Below are 19,513 nucleotides of genomic sequence, written 5' to 3'. Positions count from 1 at the left end.
TCGATAAACGCAAGCTTGGGAATCCGCGTCACGCTCGGCGAATTGATTGAGATGCGCCACCGCGTGCGCGAAGTGCAGCTGTTTTCCACGCCGAGCCAACGCAGCCCACTGATCGGCCTGCACCACTCCAAGCTGCGCGGGCGTGGAGTCGACTTCGACCAGGTACGCGTCTACCAGGCCGGCGACGATGTGCGCACCATCGACTGGCGCGTGACTGCGCGCACCCAGGAGCCGCACACCAAGCTGTTCCACGAAGAGCGCGAACGCCCGATTTTCATCATGGTCGAGCAAAGCTGCCGCTTGTTTTTCGGTTCAGGACAGATGTTCAAGTCGGTGCTCGCAGCCCAGGCGGCCAGCCTGATCGGCTGGGCGGCGCTGGGGCATAACGACCGTGTCGGCGGGCTGGTCTTCGGCGACAACGAGCACTACGAAATCAAACCGCGACGCAGCAAGCAAAGCCTGCTGCAACTGCTCAACCGCCTGGTACGGGTCAACCAGAGCCTGAACACCGAAAGCAGCCCCGAAACCGACGCCTTGGGCATGGCCCTGCGCCGTGGCCGTGAAGTGCTGCGCCCGGGCAGCCTGGTGATCGTGATCTGCGACGAGCGCGCACTGACCGAAGGCGCCGAACAACAACTGAGCCTGCTGTCACGCCACTGCGACCTGCTGCTGTTGCCGATCTCCGACCCGCTCGACCATGCCCTACCCGCCGCCGGGCTGCTGCGCTTTGCCGAACGCGGCGCGCAACTGGAACTGGACACACTGAACGTCGATTTGCGCCAGGCCTACAAGGCCCAGGCCGAAGCGCGTATCGCACGCTGGGAGCTGCTCGCGCAGAAACTGCGGGTATTGCTGATGCCCTTGAGCACCCAGAGCGAAATGGTCGAGCAACTGCGCGAATACCTCAACTCGCAACGCCCGGGTAAAAAGCAATGAGCAGCCTCGACCAACTGCAACCGCTGATCGCCCCGCCTGCGATCGGCTTCTGGCCGCCCGCGCCAGGCTGGTGGCTGTTACTGCTGGTGATCCCGCTGCTGGGCTGGGGCGTGTGGTCGCTGCGCCGTTTCCTGCCCACGCGGCGCCCGGTGTCCCGCGCCGAACAACCGCTGGACCCGCTGCGCATCACCGCCCTGGCCGAACTGGCCCTGATGCCCAAACCCTACGACGGCGCGCCGGCCGGCGCCTGGTTGCAGCAACTTAATGGCTTGCTCAAGCGCCTATGCCGCAACGACTACCCCTACAGCCAGAGCCACACCCTCAACGGCCGCAAATGGCTGGCGTTTCTCGATAACCGCTGCCCCGCCGCCGGCCTCACGCGCTGGATGGTGCTGGTGGAAGGCGCCTATAAGCCCGAATGCAAACTCGACGACAAAGCCATCGCCGGCCTGACCCAGGCGGTCGACACCTGGATTCGCAAACATGTTTGAGTTCGCCTGGCCGTGGATCTTCGCCCTGTTGCCACTCCCCTGGTTGATGCGCCTGCTGCTGCCGGCAGCCGACAGCGGTGAGCCAGCGCTGAAAGTCAGCTACCTCAGCGACCTCGAAGGCCTGGCGGGCCGCCGCGCCCGCTCGAACCTGCCGGGCTGGCGGCAACAGGCGCCTTTCGTCGTGCTGTGGCTGCTGCTGTTGAGCGCCGCCGCCCGCCCGGAATGGCTCGGTGAACCGCTGCCGATTGCCGCCAGTGGCCGCGATTTGCTGGTGGCCGTGGACGTGTCCGGCTCCATGGATTTCCCCGACATGCACTGGGAGGACGACGACGTCAGCCGCCTGACCTTGGTCAAGCACCTGCTCGGCGATTTTCTTGAAGGGCGCGAAGGCGATCGTGTCGGCCTGATCCTGTTCGGCAGCCAAGCGTACCTGCAAGCGCCGCTGACCTTCGACCGCCGCACGGTACGCACCTGGCTCGATGAAGCGCGCATCGGCATTGCCGGCAAGAACACCGCCATCGGTGACGCCATCGGCCTGGCCTTGAAACGCCTGCGCCAGCGCCCGGCGCAAAGCCGTGTGCTGATCCTGGTGACGGACGGCGCCAACAACGGTGGCCGGATCGACCCACTGACCGCCGCGCGCCTGGCCGCTGAAGAAGGGGTGAAGATCTACCCGATCGGTATAGGCGCCGATCCTGAACAAACCGGCTCCCTCGGCATTCTGGGCGTCAACCCGAGCCTGGATCTCGACGAGCCGGCGCTCAAGGCTATCGCCGAGGCTACCGGCGGCCGCTACTTCCGTGCCCGCGATGGCGCAGAGCTGCAAGCGGTCAAGGAGACCCTCGACCAACTCGAACCCGTCGAACAGCAACCCACCCAGGCCCGCCCGGCGCAGGCGCTGTACAGCGCCCCCCTGGCATTGGCGCTGATCCTCAGCCTGTTGCTGGTGGTGCAGGAGCGCTGGCCGAACAACGCTCTGCAACGGCTGTTCAATAAACTGTCGAGCAAGGGGCATTTTCTGCAACAGCACCCTGAATGGCGCCAGCGCCTCAAACGCCTGCGTTTGCGGAGGCGTCGATGATGGACCTGTGGCCGCACTGGTTCCGTCCCTGGTGGCTGTTGCTGCTGCCGCTGCTCGGCTGGTTGCTGTGGCAACTCTGGCATCGACAAAAACGCGCCGGGCGCTGGCAGATGATCCTGCCGCCGGCGTTCCATGCCGTGCTGCTCAGCGGTGGCAACGGGCGCGAAAGCAAATCGCCGTGGGTAATCCTCGGTATCGCCTGGCTGCTGGCGGTGCTGGCCTTGCTCGGCCCTAGTTGGCAGCGGGTGGAACAGACCAGCCAGAAGCCTTCCGATCCGCTGGTGGTGCTGCTCGAACTGACCCCGCAAATGCTCGCCACCGACAGCCCGCCCAGCCGCCTGGAACAGGCGCGGCGTAAGCTGTATGACTTGTTGCAGGCGCGCAGCGACGCACAAACCGCCATCGTCGTGTATGCCGGCAGCGCCCACACCCTGGTGCCGCTGTCGGACGACCTGGCCACCAGCCGCAATCTGCTCGAAGCGCTACGCCCCTCGTTGATGCCTGAACCCGGCCACCGTGCCGACCTGGCCGTGGAGAAAGCCCTGGACCTGCTCAAGCACGGCGGCCTCGGCCAGGGCCGGTTGTTGCTGATCGGCTCATCGCTGTCCAAGCAGGAGCGCCAGGGCATCCGCTTGCTGCTGCAAGGCGGCCAGGCGCCAAGCCTGTCGATCCTCGGCATCGGCAGTCGCGAAGGCACCCCGGTGACCCTGGAGAGCGGCGAGTTCCTCAAGGACGAACAGGGTGCAATCCTAGTACCGCGCCTCGACAGCCCGACCCTCAAAGCCTTCGCCGACGAAATGGGCGGCCGCTACCGTGCCGCGCGCCTGGACGACAAGGACCTGCGCCAACTCGGCATGCTCGACGCACCGCAAGCCCTGCGCAACGACGGCCAACTGCTGCACCTCGACACCTGGGCCGACCAGGGTTACTGGCTGCTGCTGCCGCTGTTGCTGCTGGCGGCCTGCGCCGGGCGCCGTGGCTGGCTGTTCTGCCTGCCATTGCTGCTATTGGGCGTGCCGCAACCGAGCTATGCCTTCGAACTCCAGGACCTGTGGCTGCGCCCCGACCAGCAAGGCCAGTACCTGCTGAAGAAAAAACGCCCCGCCGAAGCCGCCGAACACTTCAAAGACCCACAATGGCAAGGCGTAGCGCTGTACGAGGCAGGTAACTACGCCGAGGCCATCAAGCGCTTTGCCGAGGGCAGCGACGCCTACGCCCACTACAATCGCGGCAACGCGCTGGCCAGGTCCGGTGAACTGGAAGCGGCCATCGACGCCTACGAGCAGGCGCTGGAAGCCCAGCCTGATCTGCTGCCGGCCCTGAAAAACAAGGCACTGGTGGAAAGCCTGATACAGCAACAGGCGCAGCCCGAGTCGACCAAGCCTGCAAAAAACGAAGATGACGAAACCATCCAACCCGGCCAAACTGCGCAACCGGGCACCAGCGGGCAAAGTGCCACGAGTGGCGAGCCATCGTCCCCCAGCCAGGGCGAGGCCGGCACCGGCGATACCCAGGCCGGCGCCACGCCACAAGCGGGCGGCAATGACGTGCCAGGCAGCGAACTGGGGGATGAGCAAACCACCACCCCGCCGCTGCGCCCGAGCGACGCCAGCCTGGACGGTGAACATCGCCAGGCCCTGGAACAATGGCTGCAGGAGATCCCGGACAACCCCGGCGAACTGCTGCGCCGCAAATTCTGGTACGAACAGCAACAGCATCAGGACAAGACTCGATGAGCCGCCGCACCACCCTTCTGCTTCTGCTCGCGCTATCGGCAGGCCACGCCCAGGCGGCGAACCTGGTCGCGAGCGTCGACCGCAGCCGCCTCAACGCCGGGGAAACGGTGGAACTGACGGTGGAATCCAGCGACGTCACCCAGTTCGGCAAACCTGACCTGTCGCCGCTGGATGCGCAGTTCGAAGTCAGCGGCACCCGCCAGATCAACCAACTCACCACCCTCGGCGGCGATAACCACGCCACCACGCGCTGGATCATCACGCTGCTGCCAAAGGAAAACGGCACCGTGGTGATCCCGCCGTTGCAAGTGGGTGAATACACAACCCAGCCGATCAGCCTGCAAGTGTTGGAAACCACCAGCCAGGACACCAACGCCGAACTCGCGCCGGTGTTCGTCGAGTCCAACCTCGACCAGAACAGCGTGTACGTTCAAGCCCAGACACTGTTGACGGTACGCGTGTATCACTCGGTGTCGCTGTACGACGACAGCAGCCTCACACCGCTGCAGATTCCCGATGCGCGTATCGAGCAACTGGGCGAATCGCGCACCTACGAGAAAGTCATCAACAGCATTCGCCATGGCGTGATCGAAACCCGCTACGCGATCTACCCGCAGCACAGCGGCAACCTGACGATTGCGGCGCAAACCTTCAGCGCAACCTTGGTGGAGTCGCGCCCGCCGCAGGAGAACACGCTGCAAGGCACCAAGCCGGGCAAGCTGATTCACGTCAGCACCGCGCCCATCGAGTTGACGGTCAAACCCAAGCCCGAGTTGTATCCCGCCGATGCGCCGTGGCTACCGGCACGCAGCCTGACCCTGAGCGAAAACTGGAACCCCGAGCCGGACCACGTGCAGATCGGCGATTCCCTGACCCGCAGCTTGACGGTCAAGGCCGAAGGCCTGTCCAGCGCACAACTGCCGGGGCTGCCGAGCACAGAGATCAATGGCCTGCGCCGCTACCCGGACCAACCGGTACTCGGCAACCAGAACAACGACCGTGGCCTGATCGGCAGCCGTGAAGACCGCGAAGCGCTGGTACCCACCCGCGCCGGCGCCCTGGAATTGCCGGCGGTGGAAGTGGTGTGGTGGAACACCCATGAAGACCACCTCGAACGCACCAGCCTGCCCGCCCGCACCCTGCAAGTGGCGAATAACCCGAGCCTGGTGGTGGACACGCCTGCCACACCGACCGTCATCACCGCCCCCGACGATAGCCGCCTGTGGCTGTGGCAACTGAGCACCCTGCTCCTCGCCTGCACTACATTGCTGGGTTTCGGCCTGTGGTGGCATGCGCGTCGCCAACCGGCGGTGCAGCGCGCCGCACAAACCGGCCCAAGCCCGCGCACCCTGCTCGACGACCTCAAGCGCGCGACCCAGGCCAACGACCCCCAGGCCACCCGCCAGGCCCTGGACGCCTGGGCCCGGCAACAACCAGAAACCCTGGCCGACATGGCAGCGCGCTTCGTGCCGCTGTCCGACGCGCTGGACGGCCTGAACGGCGCGCTGTACAGCGAAAGCGGCCACTACTGGCTGGGTGAAGAACTGTGGCGCGCGGTAAAAGCCATCCCGATGGCCGAACGCGCGCAAGACCCGGCCACCGATACCACCAGCTTGCCGCCGCTGTATCCCAAATAGCCGATCTGATACGTCACGAATCGAGAGTCGGGCCGGGTGGTGGGCCAGTCAACACTGAGCAAGCGGACCCACCGCCACCCCGATAGCGGTGTATCAGTCAATTATGATGTCGGCTGACACGCCGCCATCGGGGGCAAGCCCCCTCCCACACTGGATCTGCGTCGCCTGATCGGCATGGCCCGAACCCTGCCTGACCGCGCCCCGGATTGCCTGCCAGCCAAGACATAACGCACACCGCGCCCCCCTGTGGGAGGGGGCTTGCCCCCGATAGCGGTGTATCAGTCAATTATGATGTCGGCTGACACGCCGCCATCGGGGGCAAGCCCCCTCCCACACTGGATCTGCGTCGCCTGATCGGCATGGCCCGAACCCTGCCTGACCGCGCCCCGGATTGCCTGCCAGCCAAGACATAACGCACACCGCGCCCCCCTGTGGGAGGGGGCTTGCCCCCGATAGCGGTGTATCAGTCAATTAGATGTCGGCTGACACGCCGCCATCGGGGGCAAGCCCCCTCCCACACTGGATCTGCGTCGCCTGATCGGCATGGCCCGAACCCTGCCTGACCGCGCCCCGGATTGCCTGCCAGCCAAGACATAACGCACACCGCGCCCCCCTGTGGGAGGGGGCTTGCCCCCGATAGCGGTGTATCAGTCAATTAGATGTCGGCTGACACGCCGCCATCGGGGGCAAGCCCCCTCCCACACTGGATCTGCGTCGCCTGATCGGCATGGCCCGAACCCTGCCTGACCGCGCCCCGGATTGCCTGCCAGCCAAGACATAACGCACACCGCGCGCCCCTGTGGGAGGGGGCTTGCCCCCGATAGCGGTGTATCAGTCAATTAGATGTCGGCTGACATGCCGCCATCGGGGGCAAGCCCCTCCCACACTGGATCTGCGTCGTCTGGAGCAGCCCGCTCGCAATACAGGTAAACTGCCCTCCTTTTCATCTTCTCCACGGAGCTCGCCTTGCGTCTGTTTCACACCTCCGACTGGCACCTTGGGCAAAACCTGCATGGCCAGGAACGCGACTTCGAACACGCCTGTTTCCTCGAGTGGCTGCTGCGCCAGCTCGGCGCGCACACGCCGGATGTGCTGTTGATCGCCGGCGATATCTTCGACACAGTCAACCCGCCGCTCAAAGCCCAGGAGCGCCTGTACGATTTCATCATCAGCGCCCACGAACAAAACCCCGCTCTCACGATTGTGATGATCGCCGGCAACCACGACTCCGGCTCGCGCATCGAATTGCCCGCACCGTTGATGCGCCGCTTGCGTACCCACGCCTTGGGCCGGGTGTTGTGGCTGGATGACGGGCAACTGGACGCCGAGCGGTTGCTGATCCCGCTGCCCGGCGCCGACGGCAAGATCGCCGCCTGGTGCCTGGCGCTGCCATTCCTGCGCCCGGCGGAAGTCACCGGCGCGCAGTTGGGCGACGATTACCTGCGCGGTATCGGCCAGGTGCATGAATGGCTGATTGCCGCAGCCAACGCCAAACGCGAGCCGGGCCAGGCGCTGGTTGCCATCAGCCACGCGCACATGGCCGGCGGTTCGGTGTCGGAGGACTCCGAGCGCAGCCTGATCATCGGCAATGCCGAAGCGCTGCCCGCCAGCCTGTTCGATGCCAGCGTCAGCTATGTAGCCCTCGGCCATCTGCACAAGCCGCAGCGGGTCAACGGCGAAGAACGCATTCGCTACAGCGGCTCGCCGATCCCGTTGTCGTTTTCCGAAATCGGCTACCAACACCAGATTCTCGACGTGACCTTCGACGGCGAAGCCCTGCTCAGCGTCGAACCGCGCCTGATCCCACGAGCGGTCAACCTGCAACGCCTGGAAGCCGCGCCCCTGGCCGACATCCTCAAGCAGCTCGGTGACTTGCCGGACATCGACCTGCTCGCCGAAACCCAGCGCCAGCCCTGGCTGGAAGTGCGGGTACGCCTCGACGAACCGCAGCCCGACCTGCGCCAGCAAATCGAAACCGCCCTGCAAGGCAAAGCCGTGCGCCTGGTGCGCATCGCCGCCGAGTACGCCGGCAAACGCGGCAGCGACGACTCGAACGACGAGCGCTTGATCGAACTCGACCAGCTCACCCCTCAGGAGCTGTTCAGCCGCGCCTGGCAGGACAACTACGGCAGTGAAGTGGATGAACAGACCTTGAAGGATTTCGCGGTGCTGCTCCAGGAAGTGCAACAGGAGGGCGAACAGCCATGAAGATCCTCGCCATCCGCCTGAAAAACCTCGCCTCCCTGGCCGGCCCGTTTGAGATCGACTTTACCGCCGAGCCCCTGGCCAGTGCCGGTTTGTTCGCGATTACCGGGCCGACCGGCGCGGGCAAAAGCACCCTGCTCGACGCGCTGTGCCTGGCGCTGTTTGGTGCCGTGCCGCGCCTGGGCGATACCGGCCAGGCCAAGATGCCCGACGCCGACAGCGATATTTCCATCGGCGACCCGCGCACACTGCTGCGTCGCGGCACCGGCGGTGGTTATGCCGAGGTGGATTTTGTCGGCGTCAACGGCCGCCGCTACCGGGCGCGCTGGGAAGCCAACCGCGCCCGCGACAAAGCCAGCGGCAAGTTGCAGAACAGCCGGCAGAGCCTGATCGACCTGGACAGCGACCAACTGCTGGCGAGCCAGAAAACCGAATACAAGACCCAACTGGAATTGGCCCTGGGCCTGAACTTCGAGCAGTTCACCCGCGCCGTGTTGCTGGCGCAAAGCGAGTTCAGCGCCTTCCTCAAGGCCAACGACAACGAGCGCAGCGAACTGCTCGAAAAGCTCACCGACACCGCGCTCTACACCCTGCTCGGCCGTCGCGCGTTCGACAAGGCCAAGGACGCCAAGGACGCCCACAAACAACTGCAGGACCAGGCCACCGGCGTGGTGCCCCTGGCCCCGGAGGCCCGCGCCGAACTGGACCAACAGTTGGCCCAGGCGCAACAACAGCTCAAGACCGAGCAAGCCCAGCTCAAGCAACTGGAGCTGCAGCACACCTGGCTCAAGGAACTGCGCGAATGGCAGGAGCGCAAGCTCGGCGCCGTCGAACAGTTACAGCAAGCCCAGCAACACTGGGACAGCCAAGATCCACAGCGCGAAGACTTGAGCCGCCTGGAACAGTTGGCACCGCAGCGCCATCACTTCGCACGCCAGGCGGAACTCGACACCGTGCTTACGCCGCTGGCGGCGCACATTCAAGCGCATATCGAGCAGCAAACCGATCTGCATGAGCGCCAGGAACACGCCCAACAGCAGCAGGCATCCGCCCAAACGGCGCTGGCAGCGGCCCTGAAAGATCAGGCCGACGCCGTGCCTTTGCTGCGCCAGGCCTTCGAGGAACAGAACACCCTCGCCCACTTGACCAAGGAACTGGCCAAGCGCAGCGAGGACCAGCAACAGCACGAAACGGCCTGCGCCGAAGGTCAGGCCTTACTCAAGGGCTTGCAGGAAAAGCACAGCCACGTCGCCGAGCGCCTGCAACGCCTGGCCACCGGCCTGGAACGCAGCGCCGCCCTCGCGCCGTTGAGCGAGGCCTGGAACGCCTACCGCGACCGCCTGCAACAATTGATGCTGATCGGCAATCGCCTGAACAAGGGCCAGGCCGAACTGCCGCAGCTTGAACAGCGCGCCACCGCCGCCGCCGAGAAGTTCGCCCAACAACGCGATGCCCTCGACCTGCTGTACCAGGAAGCCGGTGCCGAGCCTCACGCCGTCGCCGAACAGATCCAGTTGCTTGCCAGCCTGCTGCAAGACAATCGCAAGCAGCAACGCGCCTTTGAAGACCTGACCCGGCTGTGGGACAGCCAGCAACAGCTGGACGAGCAAGCGGCCTTATTGACGCAGAAACTGTCAGACGCCCAACAACAACGCGACCGGTTGAACCAGACCGGCCTGCACACCAAAGCCGAACTCACGGTCGCCGAGCAAACCCTGACGGTGACCAAGCAGTTGCTGGAGCGCCAGCGTCTGGCGCGCAGTGCCAGCGTCGAAGAGTTGCGCGAGCAATTGCAGGATGGTCAGCCCTGCCCGGTGTGCGGCAGCCATGAGCATCCGTATCACCAACCCGAAGCGTTGCTGCACAGCCTCGGTCGCCACGACGAAAACGAAGAGGCCATGGCGCAGCAAGCCGTCGACAGCCTCAAGGAAAAACTCACCGAACTGCGCGGCGAAGTCGGCGGCTTGATCGCCCAGCAAAAAGAATTCCTGCAACAACAGGAGCAACTGACGACGCAACAGCACGCCCTGGCGCCCAGCCTGGACGCGCACCCGCTGTCGGCCTCGTTGTTCAATCAGGACGCCGCCCGGCGCAGCGACTGGCTGGCCCAGCAGCTTAGTCAACTGACGCAAAACATCAGCCAGGACGAGCAACGCCAAGGCGCGCTGCTCAACCTGCAACAAAACGCCGGGCGCCTGCAGCAACAGCTACAAGCGGCCCAAGACGCCGGCCAGCAAGCCCGACAGTTACTGATCGACCAGCAACGCGAGCTGGCCAACGACCGCGAACGCCTCGACGAAGAACTGCAGGCCTTCGCCAGCCTGTTGCCGTCCGAGACCCTGGAAGGGCTGCGCAGCGAACCGGCGGCGACCTTCATGCTGTTGGACCAACAGGTCAGCCAGCGTCTCGAAGAGCTGGCCCACCAGCGCGATGAACTGGCCGAGCAACAAGCGCGTCAGCAGGCGATCGAGAAAGCACACACCCATCAGCAGCATCGCCAGCAGCAGCTCGACGCGTTGCGCCAGCAGGTCAGCGAACTGGCCGCTCAGCAACACGCGGCCGAGGAAAAACTCAACGGCCTGCTCGGTCAGCACCCGCGTGCCGAAGACTGGCAACAGCAACTCGAACAGGCGGTGGCGCAGTCACGCCAACGCGAAGCCGACGCCAACCAACAGGTGCAGGACATCCGCAACGCGTTGATCCAACTGGCCGCCGACCTCAAGGCCCAGCAGGACCGTCAGCACACGCTGCAAGCCGAACAGCAAGCGCTCGCGGCGCGCTTGCGCGAGTGGCGCGCCCTGCACCCCGAACTGGACGACGCCGGGCTCAAGCGCCTGCTGGCCTTCGACGACGCCCACGCCAGCGCACTGCGCCAGCAGCTACACAGCAGCGAAAAAGCCGTCGAGCAAGCCAGTGTGCTGCTGCAGGAGCGCGAACAACGCCTGGCCGAGCACCAGGCGCTGCACAACGGCAACCTGCAAGCAGAACAGTTGGACAGCAGCCTGGCGGCGCTCAACCAGCAACTGGCCGACGGCGAAAAACACTGCGCCGAACTGCGCGCGCGGCAATCCGAAGACCAGCGCCGCCAGGACGCCAACCACGCCCTGGACGAACAGATCGCCAAGGCCTATGACGAATGGCAACGCTGGGCGCGCCTCAACGCGCTGATCGGCTCGGCCACCGGCGACACGTTCCGCAAGATCGCCCAGGCCTACAACCTCGATTTGCTGGTGCACCACGCCAACGTGCAACTGCGCCAACTGGTGCGCCGCTACCGCCTCAAACGCGGCGGCAGCATGCTCGGCCTGCTGGTGATGGACACGGAAATGGGCGACGAACTGCGCTCGGTGCATTCATTGTCCGGCGGCGAGACGTTCCTCGTCTCCCTGGCGCTGGCGCTGGGCCTGGCATCGATGGCGTCGAGCACCTTGAAGATCGAGTCGCTGTTTATCGACGAAGGTTTCGGCAGCCTCGACCCGGAATCCCTGCAGTTGGCCATGGACGCACTGGATGGCCTGCAAGCCCAAGGCCGCAAGGTGGCGGTGATTTCCCACGTACAGGAAATGCACGAGCGCATCCCGGTACAGATCCAGGTCAAGCGCCAGGGCAATGGTTTGAGCACCGTGGAGGTGAAGTGAGCGAGGCGCTGCTGTACTCGTTTCGCCGTTGCCCCTATGCGATGCGCGCCCGCCTGGCTTTGCGCTATTGCGGCGTGCCGGTGCGGATTGTCGAAGTCAGCCTCAAGGCCAAGCCGGCCGAGATGCTCGCGCTGTCGCCCAAAGGCACGGTGCCGGTGTTGAGCGTCGACGGCCGGGTGATCGACGAAAGCCTGGACATCATGCGCTGGGCCTTGGCGCAAAACGACCCGCAAGACTGGTTGCTCCAGGGTGATCCGGCGGTACTGGCGCTGATTGCCGAGAATGACCAGGGCTTCAAACATCACCTGAATCGATACAAGTATGCCGAACGCTACCCGGAGCAGCCGATGGAACATTATCGAGCCGAAGGTGAGGTGTTTTTGCAGAAGCTGGAGGGCTTGCTGACAGACCGCGCGTATGTGCTGGCCGATCACCCGAGCCTTGCGGATATGGCCGTGGCGCCGTTTGTGCGGCAGTTTGCGCATGTCGATCGGGCGTGGTTTGCGCGCACGTCATACCGGCGGGTGCAGGCGTGGTTGCAATGGTTTCTGGAGTCGCCGCTGTTTATCGCGGTGATGGCAAAAACCTGAATCGGTCTAAACGAGTGTGGGAGCACGCCTGCTCCCACATGTCGCTCAGTACTGGGTTTTGTGATCCAGTGCTGCGTAGAAGTTGGCACTCTGTTGCAGGTATTTCTGGGTGTAGGCGCTGGTGCTGGATTGTTTGCCGATGACGTTCACGCTGGCGGCAGCCGGCAACGCAACAGTGGCGGAAACAGCAGAAGCGGCGATGATCGAGAAGAGATTGAAGTTCATGTCGGTAACCCTTGTGTTCGTTTGGTTGAGTGGCCGTGGAGGCCTTGGAACTCAACTTACGCCCGAGGGTTGGGCCTTAGAAATGCTTTGAAACAGTAGCTGTTATCAATCGAATTAATAAAGAGGATCAGGCCCCGCTGCGCGGGGCCTGTGGCTTATTGACGCAGCAGGAACTTGAGGTCGCTGGGCGCATCGATCGGCAGTTTTTGCACGGTTTTACCGAGCAGGCCGGTTTTGGGGTCGCGTTCGACCACCACGATTTCATTGCTTTTCTGGTTGGCGATCAGCAGGAACTTGCCGCTCGGGTCCAGGCTGAACTCGCGCGGGTGGTCGCCTTCCACGGAACGGCGCTGCAGTTCCTTGAGGTGTGCGGTGGCCGGGTCGATGCTGAACACCAGCAACTGATTGGCCGTGCCGCGATTGCTCACATACAGGAACTTGCCATCGCTGGAGGCGTGCAACGCCGCGCCGGCCTTGTCGGCCACCGGTTGCCCGGCGGCGAAGTCCACCAATTGGGTTTGCTTGAGCTGGCCGTCGTGGTAATCGAACACCGCGACCTGGGCGCTCATCTCGGTGGTCAGCCACGCGTGTTTACCGTCGGCGCTGAACAACAAATGACGTGGACCGCTGCCCGGTGGCAAGGGCACCGACGCCGGGTTGGCCGTGGTCAGAGGCCGTTCCGGGTTGGCCTTGGGGTCGTAGTGGTAGGCAAACACCTTGTCCGCGCCGAGGTCCTGCACAAACACGTACTTGCCATCCGGCGACGGCACCACCGAATGCACATGGTTGGACGCCTGGCGCTCCGGGTTGACCCGGCTCGCCGGGTGCCCGCTCAACTGCACCGGCGCCGACAACTTACCTTGGGCGTCCAGCGGCAGAATCGCCAGGCTACCGCCCGGCTCTTCGAGCACCGAGTAATTGGCGACGAACAGGTAGCGGCCATCGGCGGCCACGCTGGAATGCGTCGGCTCGCTGCCCAGGCTTTGTACCTGGTTGATCAGCGTGAGCTGATGGTTCTGCGGGTCGATGCGGTAGCTGCTGACGCGACCGACCGCGTCCTGTTGGCCGGGGCCGTTTTCATTCACCACAAACAGATGCTGCTGGTCTTTGGAGACCGTCAGCCAGGACGGGTTGGCCGCTTTCGCCGCCAATACCGGCTTGCCCTGGAACTGCCCGGTGCGGCTGTCGAATTGCAGACGATAGATCCCTTCGCTGCTGCCCGCGGTGTAGCTGCCGACCAACAGTTCATAGGTGTCGGCCGGTGCCGCCTGCACCGACATCGCCCCGACGCTGCCCGCCATCAACAAGGGCCAGAACTTACGCATCAGCATCCGCTTCATCCTCATCATGGTTATTGCCGGTGACGGCACTCATGCAGACCAGGCGGTGCTCGCCCACATCACCGGTCAGCGTCCAGCTTTGCAAGGTCTCATCGAAGACCGCCGCCTGCAGCTGTTCCAGGCTGAAACTCCAACGTTTTTGCACACGGCCATCCATGGCGATGATCAGCAGCTGTTCATTATCCAGGGTGAAGTCGAAGGCGTGCAGCCCGTCGATTTCAAGCATGTCGCTGGTGGCAAGGACGGCCGTCAAAGTAGTAGTCATCACAGTCTTTCATCAGGTTCAAAGGGCTAATGATAGGCCACTTTGGCGCCGGGGCCTAAAACCATAACCGGCTACCGCATCGGCACAACACTGCGGATTACCGTGCAAGGGCGCGTCTTTATTCAACGTAAAGGAATACCCATGCCAGACCGGAATGCCCCCCTCGCCGCCCACCCGACCCGACAAGCGGTTGAAGCTCAGTTTTTCAATCGTCCGACACTGCGCTCAGTCACCGCGCAGATGCTGGCCCGCAACCTGACGGAAAAATACCCGCCGCTGACCCATCCCCTCGCAGACCTTCGCCTGGCCGTGCCCCGCGACGGTGGCGGTCGGGCCTTGCTGCCGTTATTGGACGTCGCACTGAACCACCTTGCCGACGGCAGCTTTCCCGATGTGTCGACGCGCCAAGGCCTCGACAGCTACTTGAGCACCCCCAGCGGCACCCGGCTCAGCTATCCGGCCAATGGCTCTCGCGCCGATGAACTGCTGGTCATCGAAGCCATGATTCGAGAGCTGCCGTCGATTCTGTTTATCGGTTTTCAAGAAGCCTTGGCCGCCTATTGGGGCCAGGACAGTGGCGCCGGCGGCAGTCGCTGGCAGTGGCTGGCCGACGTGCTGCAAGGCGCGCTGCTTGACTGCGCCACGCGCCAGCCCGGTGTCGCCGCCCGCCCACTGAACATCCTCGGCACACTGGCTCGCTACCCCGACCGCGCAACCCGCGCACGCCGCCCGGCCCCCGACGACGCGATTCATGCGTATACCCTGGAAACCCATCTGACGCGGGCCGGCAGCCTGCTCACCCTGCAGGCGAGCGCGCTGCTGGTGGTGTGCCGCGAGCAGGTGTTGCTGTGTCGCCTGTCCGGTGAAATTGAGTCCTACCCCGATCTGGATACGTTCGGCCAGGCCTGGGGCGAGCACCTGCAACAGCGTTACCGTGCCGACAGCATCACCTGGCAGCAGTACGAACCCGACGGCAATATTTTCGAGGTGCAGGCCGCGCTGATCCTCAACCAGCAACTGGAGGACCTGGCCGCCATTCAACTCCCGGCCCACACCACGGTGCAGGCATTGGCGCAGCAGTTTGCCGTGGCCACCCAGCCGGCGCGTGTATTTGCCAGCGCATCCGTCACCGCGCTGGCGACCCTGTCAGCCATCCAGGCCAGCCTTCCCGACTGGCTGCAACGCGCCAGCGCCGCCGACCGCCTGGCCTACCGCGAATGCCTGCTTGAACAGGCCGGGATCAAGCGCCAGACCCTCAGTGACTCAGACTTCGATGGCCTGGAAACCCTGCGCAGCTACGCCACCGAACACTTGAACCATCAGCTGTGCCTAGACCGCTCCGTCGCCCTGGGTGGTCAGCGCACCTGCAACGACGCGGCACGCGCTGCCGGTTACCGGGCAGACGATTTGACCCTGACCTTTCATGTCGCGGTGGGCAGCCTCGAGGGCGGTTACATTGAGCCGGTCACCATGAGCCTGGTGGATCTGGTGCTGAAGAACCTGTCGGGAAGCCCCAAAGGCCGCATGACGCTCAGCCATCGCACCGGCCGTGCGCTCGAAGCGTGGTTAACGCCTGACTACATCCGGCAACTGGTCGAACGTGTCGACATTGGTCAGAACTACCCCGCCTACCTGCGCCAGGAACTGATGAGCGACACCGACGCGGCGCGCAAACGCCAGCGGCTGTTCGCGCAACAGCGGCCCGTTCACCTGAAAATTCAAGCGCTGGAGCACGCGATCAAAGGCGAAGCGGGCCTGACCACGCGCGGCGTGCGCTGTGTGCGTGCGCTGATCGCCCCCAACCCGCTGGCGCGCCGGGTCGATGGCGACGAGATTGTCATCCGCACCCTGGCCTTTCTGCGCACTCCCGCTGCCACGGCGGACGTGGTGCACAACATGTTCATCATCGAACCACTCGACACCCAATTGGGGCCGCACCTGCTGTACCGTCCGGCCTATCGCGAAGCGCTGCTCGAGTTCGCCAGCCGCGCGCATCTGCTGGCGGCCATTGTGCAACCCGGCGCGCTACAGCAGAGCGTGCTGACCTGGTTGGCTGCCCCGGCCAGGGCGATCTACAGCAACGGGGGTTTTACCCAGCCGCACGCCGTGCGTATCGGTATAGGCTCGGAGTTCGACCGGCTGCCCGAGGTGCCCAAACCCGCAGCATTGGCGAAGGCCGGCGACCCGAGCAGCGATGAAGTCCTGCAAGCACTCCACAAGGGCAGCCTGATGGAGTATCTGTTTGGCTGCGAAACCCGCCAGTTGCTGGACCAGGCCGAGCGCGAGTCGACGTCGACTACACAGAGCCGCTGGGCGTTGATCCTGGAAGGCATGCAGCTGGGCTTCAACACCTTGTTGATGGCCGTGCGCGGGCCGTTGGCGTCGATTGGCTGGCTGATCCAGGCGACGCAAAGCCTCACCCAGGACCTGCCCGCGCTGGAAAGCCATGACCCTAGGGCAAAGGAGCTGGCGTGGGTCGATCTACTGCTCAATATCGGCATGCTGCTGGTGCATCAAGGCGCACTTACCGCGCACACCGACACCCCGCCGCTCGAAGAACAGGCCCTGACTCGCGCGCCCTTCAGACGCCCGCCACCCGGCCAGCCCATCAGCCATCCAGCGGTGGTGAAACAGGGCAGCATCGGCCTGCCCTCCGAACCACCCGGCGGTGGCCGTACTCTGTTGGACTTCGACCATTCGTTGGCCGGCGACACGGCCTGCGCCGCGCTGCTGGAGAAACTGCGCGCCGTCAACGTGCCGTGGCCCGTCCCCGCTCCCGCCCCGATCAGCATCGGGCCTCACCAAGGTTTGTACCGCATCAACGGCCGGTGGCATGCCTCGGTGGCGGGGCTGTTATTCAGGGTCAGCATTGTCCCGGGCTTTGGTGACGTGTTCATCATTCATCCAGAAAAAACCGAGCATCCCGGCATTCAGCTAAGAACTGACGGCAACGGCCATTGGTCGCTGGACCGTGGCTTCAAACTGCTAGGCGGCGGGCCCAAGCGATTGGCGGCCTTGCGCGAGGAAAACCAGCGCAGGAAAGCCGAGGTACTCGCACGCGTGCAGGCACTCGGCGAAGACATGCAGCACCTGATGGCGCCGTTCCAGGCATCCGCGACGCAGATATCACCGGCCCTGGAAGCCTTGCGCACGCAACGCAAAACCGCGCAGTTGGTGTGGAACCTGCTGCAAAAAGCGACAGACCAGCAAAGACCCGCCCTCCAAGCACGGCATCTGAAGGAAGCACTCAAGCACCAGACACTACGGACCGAGTTTCAGGTGCTGCTGGAGAACCTGGAAATGCTGTTTGCGCAATCACTGACCCCGCGCCTGGAAATGGTCCAATTGGGCGTGGAGCTGGAAAAGGTCGGCGGCGCCGGTATGCATGTGCATGACCGCGCGAAAATCCTCAAGACGATTTGGGATCAACAACTGTTTATCCAAGAGATGCTCGTGGCGCGGTTGAACGCTGTGCGCTTTTCCGGCGCAGGCGAACCCATGGCATCGATGGCGCGTCGGATGTTCGTGAATAACTTGCTCGGCGACTCGACCGTCTACGACGAATATGTGCGCAACGCCATCGAATCCGCGAACATTCGCCAGCACATGGCCGAGGTCTCCAGCGCCATGGAGACCACCCTGGAACAGCTGGAAAGCGATTCACTGGCGGGGCGCACGATACGCCAAGAACTGCTGGCACAGATCGTGTACCCGCAGCATTTTTTCCCCGACAACCTGCGGCTCAACGCCCTGGATTACCTGGCGGCCAGCAGCGTTGAGATGACCGACGTGCGCCTGCCGCCGCAGGAAGAGCTATACGTCAAGCGCCTTGAGCAAACCGACCTGAGCGAAGTGCTGCTGTCTCACGTCGAGGTGCGCAGCAGCACCGAGTACACCCTTGCCGAACAACGGGATGTGTACGAGACCGTGCTGAAAAAGTACCGCCGTTATGAAGAGGCGATCCGCGCACTCAAGGCGCTCAACCCGAGCCGCCTGCGTCCGCAGGCCGAGCGCCTGCTGGCGGGCCTCGAATACGCCCAGGCGCTGGCGCAAAGCGAGCTGGAAGCGGTGGTGCGCAAGCAGGAAGAGCTGGAGGTGGTGCTACCGCTGTCGAAAACTGTAGTGGTCTAATGAAACCGGACACCCATTTAGGCGAGAATGCTCGCCAGATCGAGGTGTCAGATGACCAAACAACGCCGTTCCTTTTCCGCTGAATTCAAGCGCGAGGCTGCCGACCTTGTGCTCAAACAAAACTACAGCTACATCGAAGCCAGCCGTTCACTCGGCATTGGTGAGTCGGCATTGCGCCGCTGGGTTGACCAGATTCAGAAAGAACATAAAGGCATCACTCCGCAGAGCAAGGCACTGACGTCGGAGCAGCAAAAAATTCAGGAGCTGGAAGCCCGGATTGCTCGGCTTGAGCGAGAGAAATCAATACTAAAAAAGGCTACCGCGCTCTTGATGTCGGAAGATCACGAGCGTTCGCGCTGATTGACCAGTTGAGCGCCCATGAGCCGGTTGATTGGCTGTGCAAGGTGTTTGACGTCACTCGCTCGTGTTACTACGCCCAGCGCCTGCGGCGCCGCACGCCCGATGTTGAACGGCTTCGATTACGTAGTCGCGTCAGTGAGCTGTTCTCGCAAAGTCGCAGCTCTGCGGGCAGTCGTAGCATTCTGTCGCTGATGCGTGAAGACGGTGAGCAACTCGGTCGATTCAAAGTGCGTAGCTTGATGCGCGAGCTTGATTTAGTCAGCAAACAACCCGGCTCCCATGCCTACAAACGAGCAACAGTAGAAAGACTCGATATCCCGAACACATTGAACCGCGAGTTCGATGTGGCAGCGCCCAATCAAGTCTGGTGCGGCGATATCACCTACATTTGGGCGCAAGGAAAGTGGCATTACCTGGCTGTCGTCTTGGATCTTTGTATGCGTCGGATCGTGGGTTGGGCGCTGTCGGAAAAGCCAGACGCTGAGCTGGTGATCAAAGCGTTGGATATGGCCTACGAGCAGCGTGGCAGGCCTTCGGATCTGCTATTCCACTCGGACCAAGGATCGCAATATGCAAGCCGACTCTTTCGCCAGCGGTTGTGGCGATACCGCATGCGCCAGAGCATGAGTCGACGAGGAAACTGCTGGGATAACGCACCGATGGAGCGCGTATTTCGCAGCTTGAAAACAGAATGGATACCGACCGTGGGCTATCGAACTGCGCAGGAAGCACAGCGCGATATCAGCCATTTTTTGATGCATCGCTACAACTGGATTCGGCCTCACCAATTCAACGAGGGGTTGGCACCAGCGCGGGCCGAGGAAAAACTTAACGTCGTGTCCGGGATTAGTTGACCACTACAAAACCCTGCGGCCCAA

Annotated in this window: 13 protein-coding genes; 10 read left to right on the top strand and 3 right to left on the bottom strand. The window is 63.6% G+C overall.

Going from position 1 to position 19,513, the window contains the following annotated elements; genetic code table 11:
• Window positions 1–3 precede the first annotated feature (3 nt).
• The 8 genes from P3S72_RS14365 to P3S72_RS14330 all read left to right on the top strand — a co-directional run bounded on the left by P3S72_RS14365 (window position 4) and on the right by P3S72_RS14330 (window position 12,314).
• Window positions 4–936, top strand: a complete 933-nt coding sequence (locus tag P3S72_RS14365) for a DUF58 domain-containing protein (RefSeq protein ID WP_276197936.1) — start codon at window positions 4–6, stop codon at window positions 934–936.
• Window positions 933–1,427 carry a DUF4381 domain-containing protein gene (locus P3S72_RS14360; RefSeq protein WP_276197848.1) on the top strand — a complete coding sequence of 165 codons (495 nt, stop codon included), beginning with the start codon at window positions 933–935 and terminating at the stop codon, window positions 1,425–1,427. Before P3S72_RS14365 ends, P3S72_RS14360 begins: the two co-directional genes overlap by 4 nt.
• Window positions 1,420–2,508: a VWA domain-containing protein gene (locus tag P3S72_RS14355; RefSeq protein WP_276197847.1), complete on the top strand. Its 1,089-nt coding sequence runs from the start codon at window positions 1,420–1,422 to the stop codon at window positions 2,506–2,508. The genes P3S72_RS14360 and P3S72_RS14355 overlap by 8 nt, the downstream gene beginning before the upstream one ends.
• The gene (locus P3S72_RS14350) at window positions 2,505–4,244 is read left to right on the top strand and encodes a tetratricopeptide repeat protein (RefSeq protein ID WP_276197846.1); all 1,740 of its coding nucleotides are present in this window, start codon (window positions 2,505–2,507) and stop codon (window positions 4,242–4,244) included. Before P3S72_RS14355 ends, P3S72_RS14350 begins: the two co-directional genes overlap by 4 nt.
• Complete coding sequence (locus P3S72_RS14345) at window positions 4,241–5,881, top strand: BatD family protein (protein ID WP_276197845.1); 1,641 nt, start codon at window positions 4,241–4,243, stop codon at window positions 5,879–5,881. The genes P3S72_RS14350 and P3S72_RS14345 overlap by 4 nt, the downstream gene beginning before the upstream one ends.
• Window positions 5,882–6,847: 966 nt before the next feature.
• On the top strand, window positions 6,848–8,089 hold the full coding sequence (locus P3S72_RS14340; RefSeq protein WP_276197844.1) for an exonuclease SbcCD subunit D C-terminal domain-containing protein: 1,242 nt from the start codon (window positions 6,848–6,850) through the stop codon (window positions 8,087–8,089).
• A complete protein-coding gene (locus P3S72_RS14335) occupies window positions 8,086–11,724 on the top strand; it encodes an AAA family ATPase (RefSeq protein WP_276197843.1) in 3,639 nt (1,212 codons plus the stop codon). The genes P3S72_RS14340 and P3S72_RS14335 overlap by 4 nt, the downstream gene beginning before the upstream one ends.
• A complete protein-coding gene (locus tag P3S72_RS14330) occupies window positions 11,721–12,314 on the top strand; it encodes a glutathione S-transferase (RefSeq protein WP_276197842.1) in 594 nt (197 codons plus the stop codon). Before P3S72_RS14335 ends, P3S72_RS14330 begins: the two co-directional genes overlap by 4 nt.
• Before the next feature lie 45 nt (window positions 12,315–12,359).
• On the opposite strand, the gene P3S72_RS14325 is transcribed toward P3S72_RS14330, so the two are convergent.
• From P3S72_RS14325 to P3S72_RS14315, 3 genes are all read right to left on the bottom strand, one after another.
• Window positions 12,360–12,539: a hypothetical protein gene (locus P3S72_RS14325; protein ID WP_247407075.1), complete on the bottom strand. Its 180-nt coding sequence runs from the start codon at window positions 12,537–12,539 to the stop codon at window positions 12,360–12,362.
• Window positions 12,540–12,694: 155 nt separating this feature from the next.
• Window positions 12,695–13,870 (bottom strand): lactonase family protein, encoded by a 1,176-nt coding sequence (locus P3S72_RS14320; protein WP_276197841.1) that lies wholly within the window; start codon window positions 13,868–13,870, stop codon window positions 12,695–12,697.
• Complete coding sequence (locus tag P3S72_RS14315; protein ID WP_276197840.1) at window positions 13,857–14,144, bottom strand: DUF5629 family protein; 288 nt, start codon at window positions 14,142–14,144, stop codon at window positions 13,857–13,859. The genes P3S72_RS14320 and P3S72_RS14315 overlap by 14 nt, the downstream gene beginning before the upstream one ends.
• 141 nt (window positions 14,145–14,285) lie before the next feature.
• On the opposite strand from P3S72_RS14315, the gene P3S72_RS14310 reads away from it, so the two are divergent.
• Both P3S72_RS14310 and P3S72_RS14305 read left to right on the top strand, forming a co-directional pair.
• Window positions 14,286–18,275: a DUF6543 domain-containing protein gene (locus P3S72_RS14310; protein ID WP_276197839.1), complete on the top strand. Its 3,990-nt coding sequence runs from the start codon at window positions 14,286–14,288 to the stop codon at window positions 18,273–18,275.
• 51 nt (window positions 18,276–18,326) lie between these two features.
• Window positions 18,327–19,489 (top strand): IS3 family transposase gene (locus P3S72_RS14305; protein WP_276194115.1). Its coding sequence is split into 2 segments (ribosomal slippage): window positions 18,327–18,582 and window positions 18,582–19,489, totalling 1,164 coding nucleotides; the frame shifts between segments, so codons are not numbered across the junction.
• Window positions 19,490–19,513: the final 24 nt, after the last annotated feature.

The sequence above is a fragment of the Pseudomonas sp. D3 genome (genome assembly GCF_029320995.1).
Lineage (GTDB): Bacteria > Pseudomonadota > Gammaproteobacteria > Pseudomonadales > Pseudomonadaceae > Aquipseudomonas > Aquipseudomonas paraveronii.
Note: the sequence above shows the minus strand (reverse complement) of the source record. Positions and strands in the feature narration are given on the sequence as shown.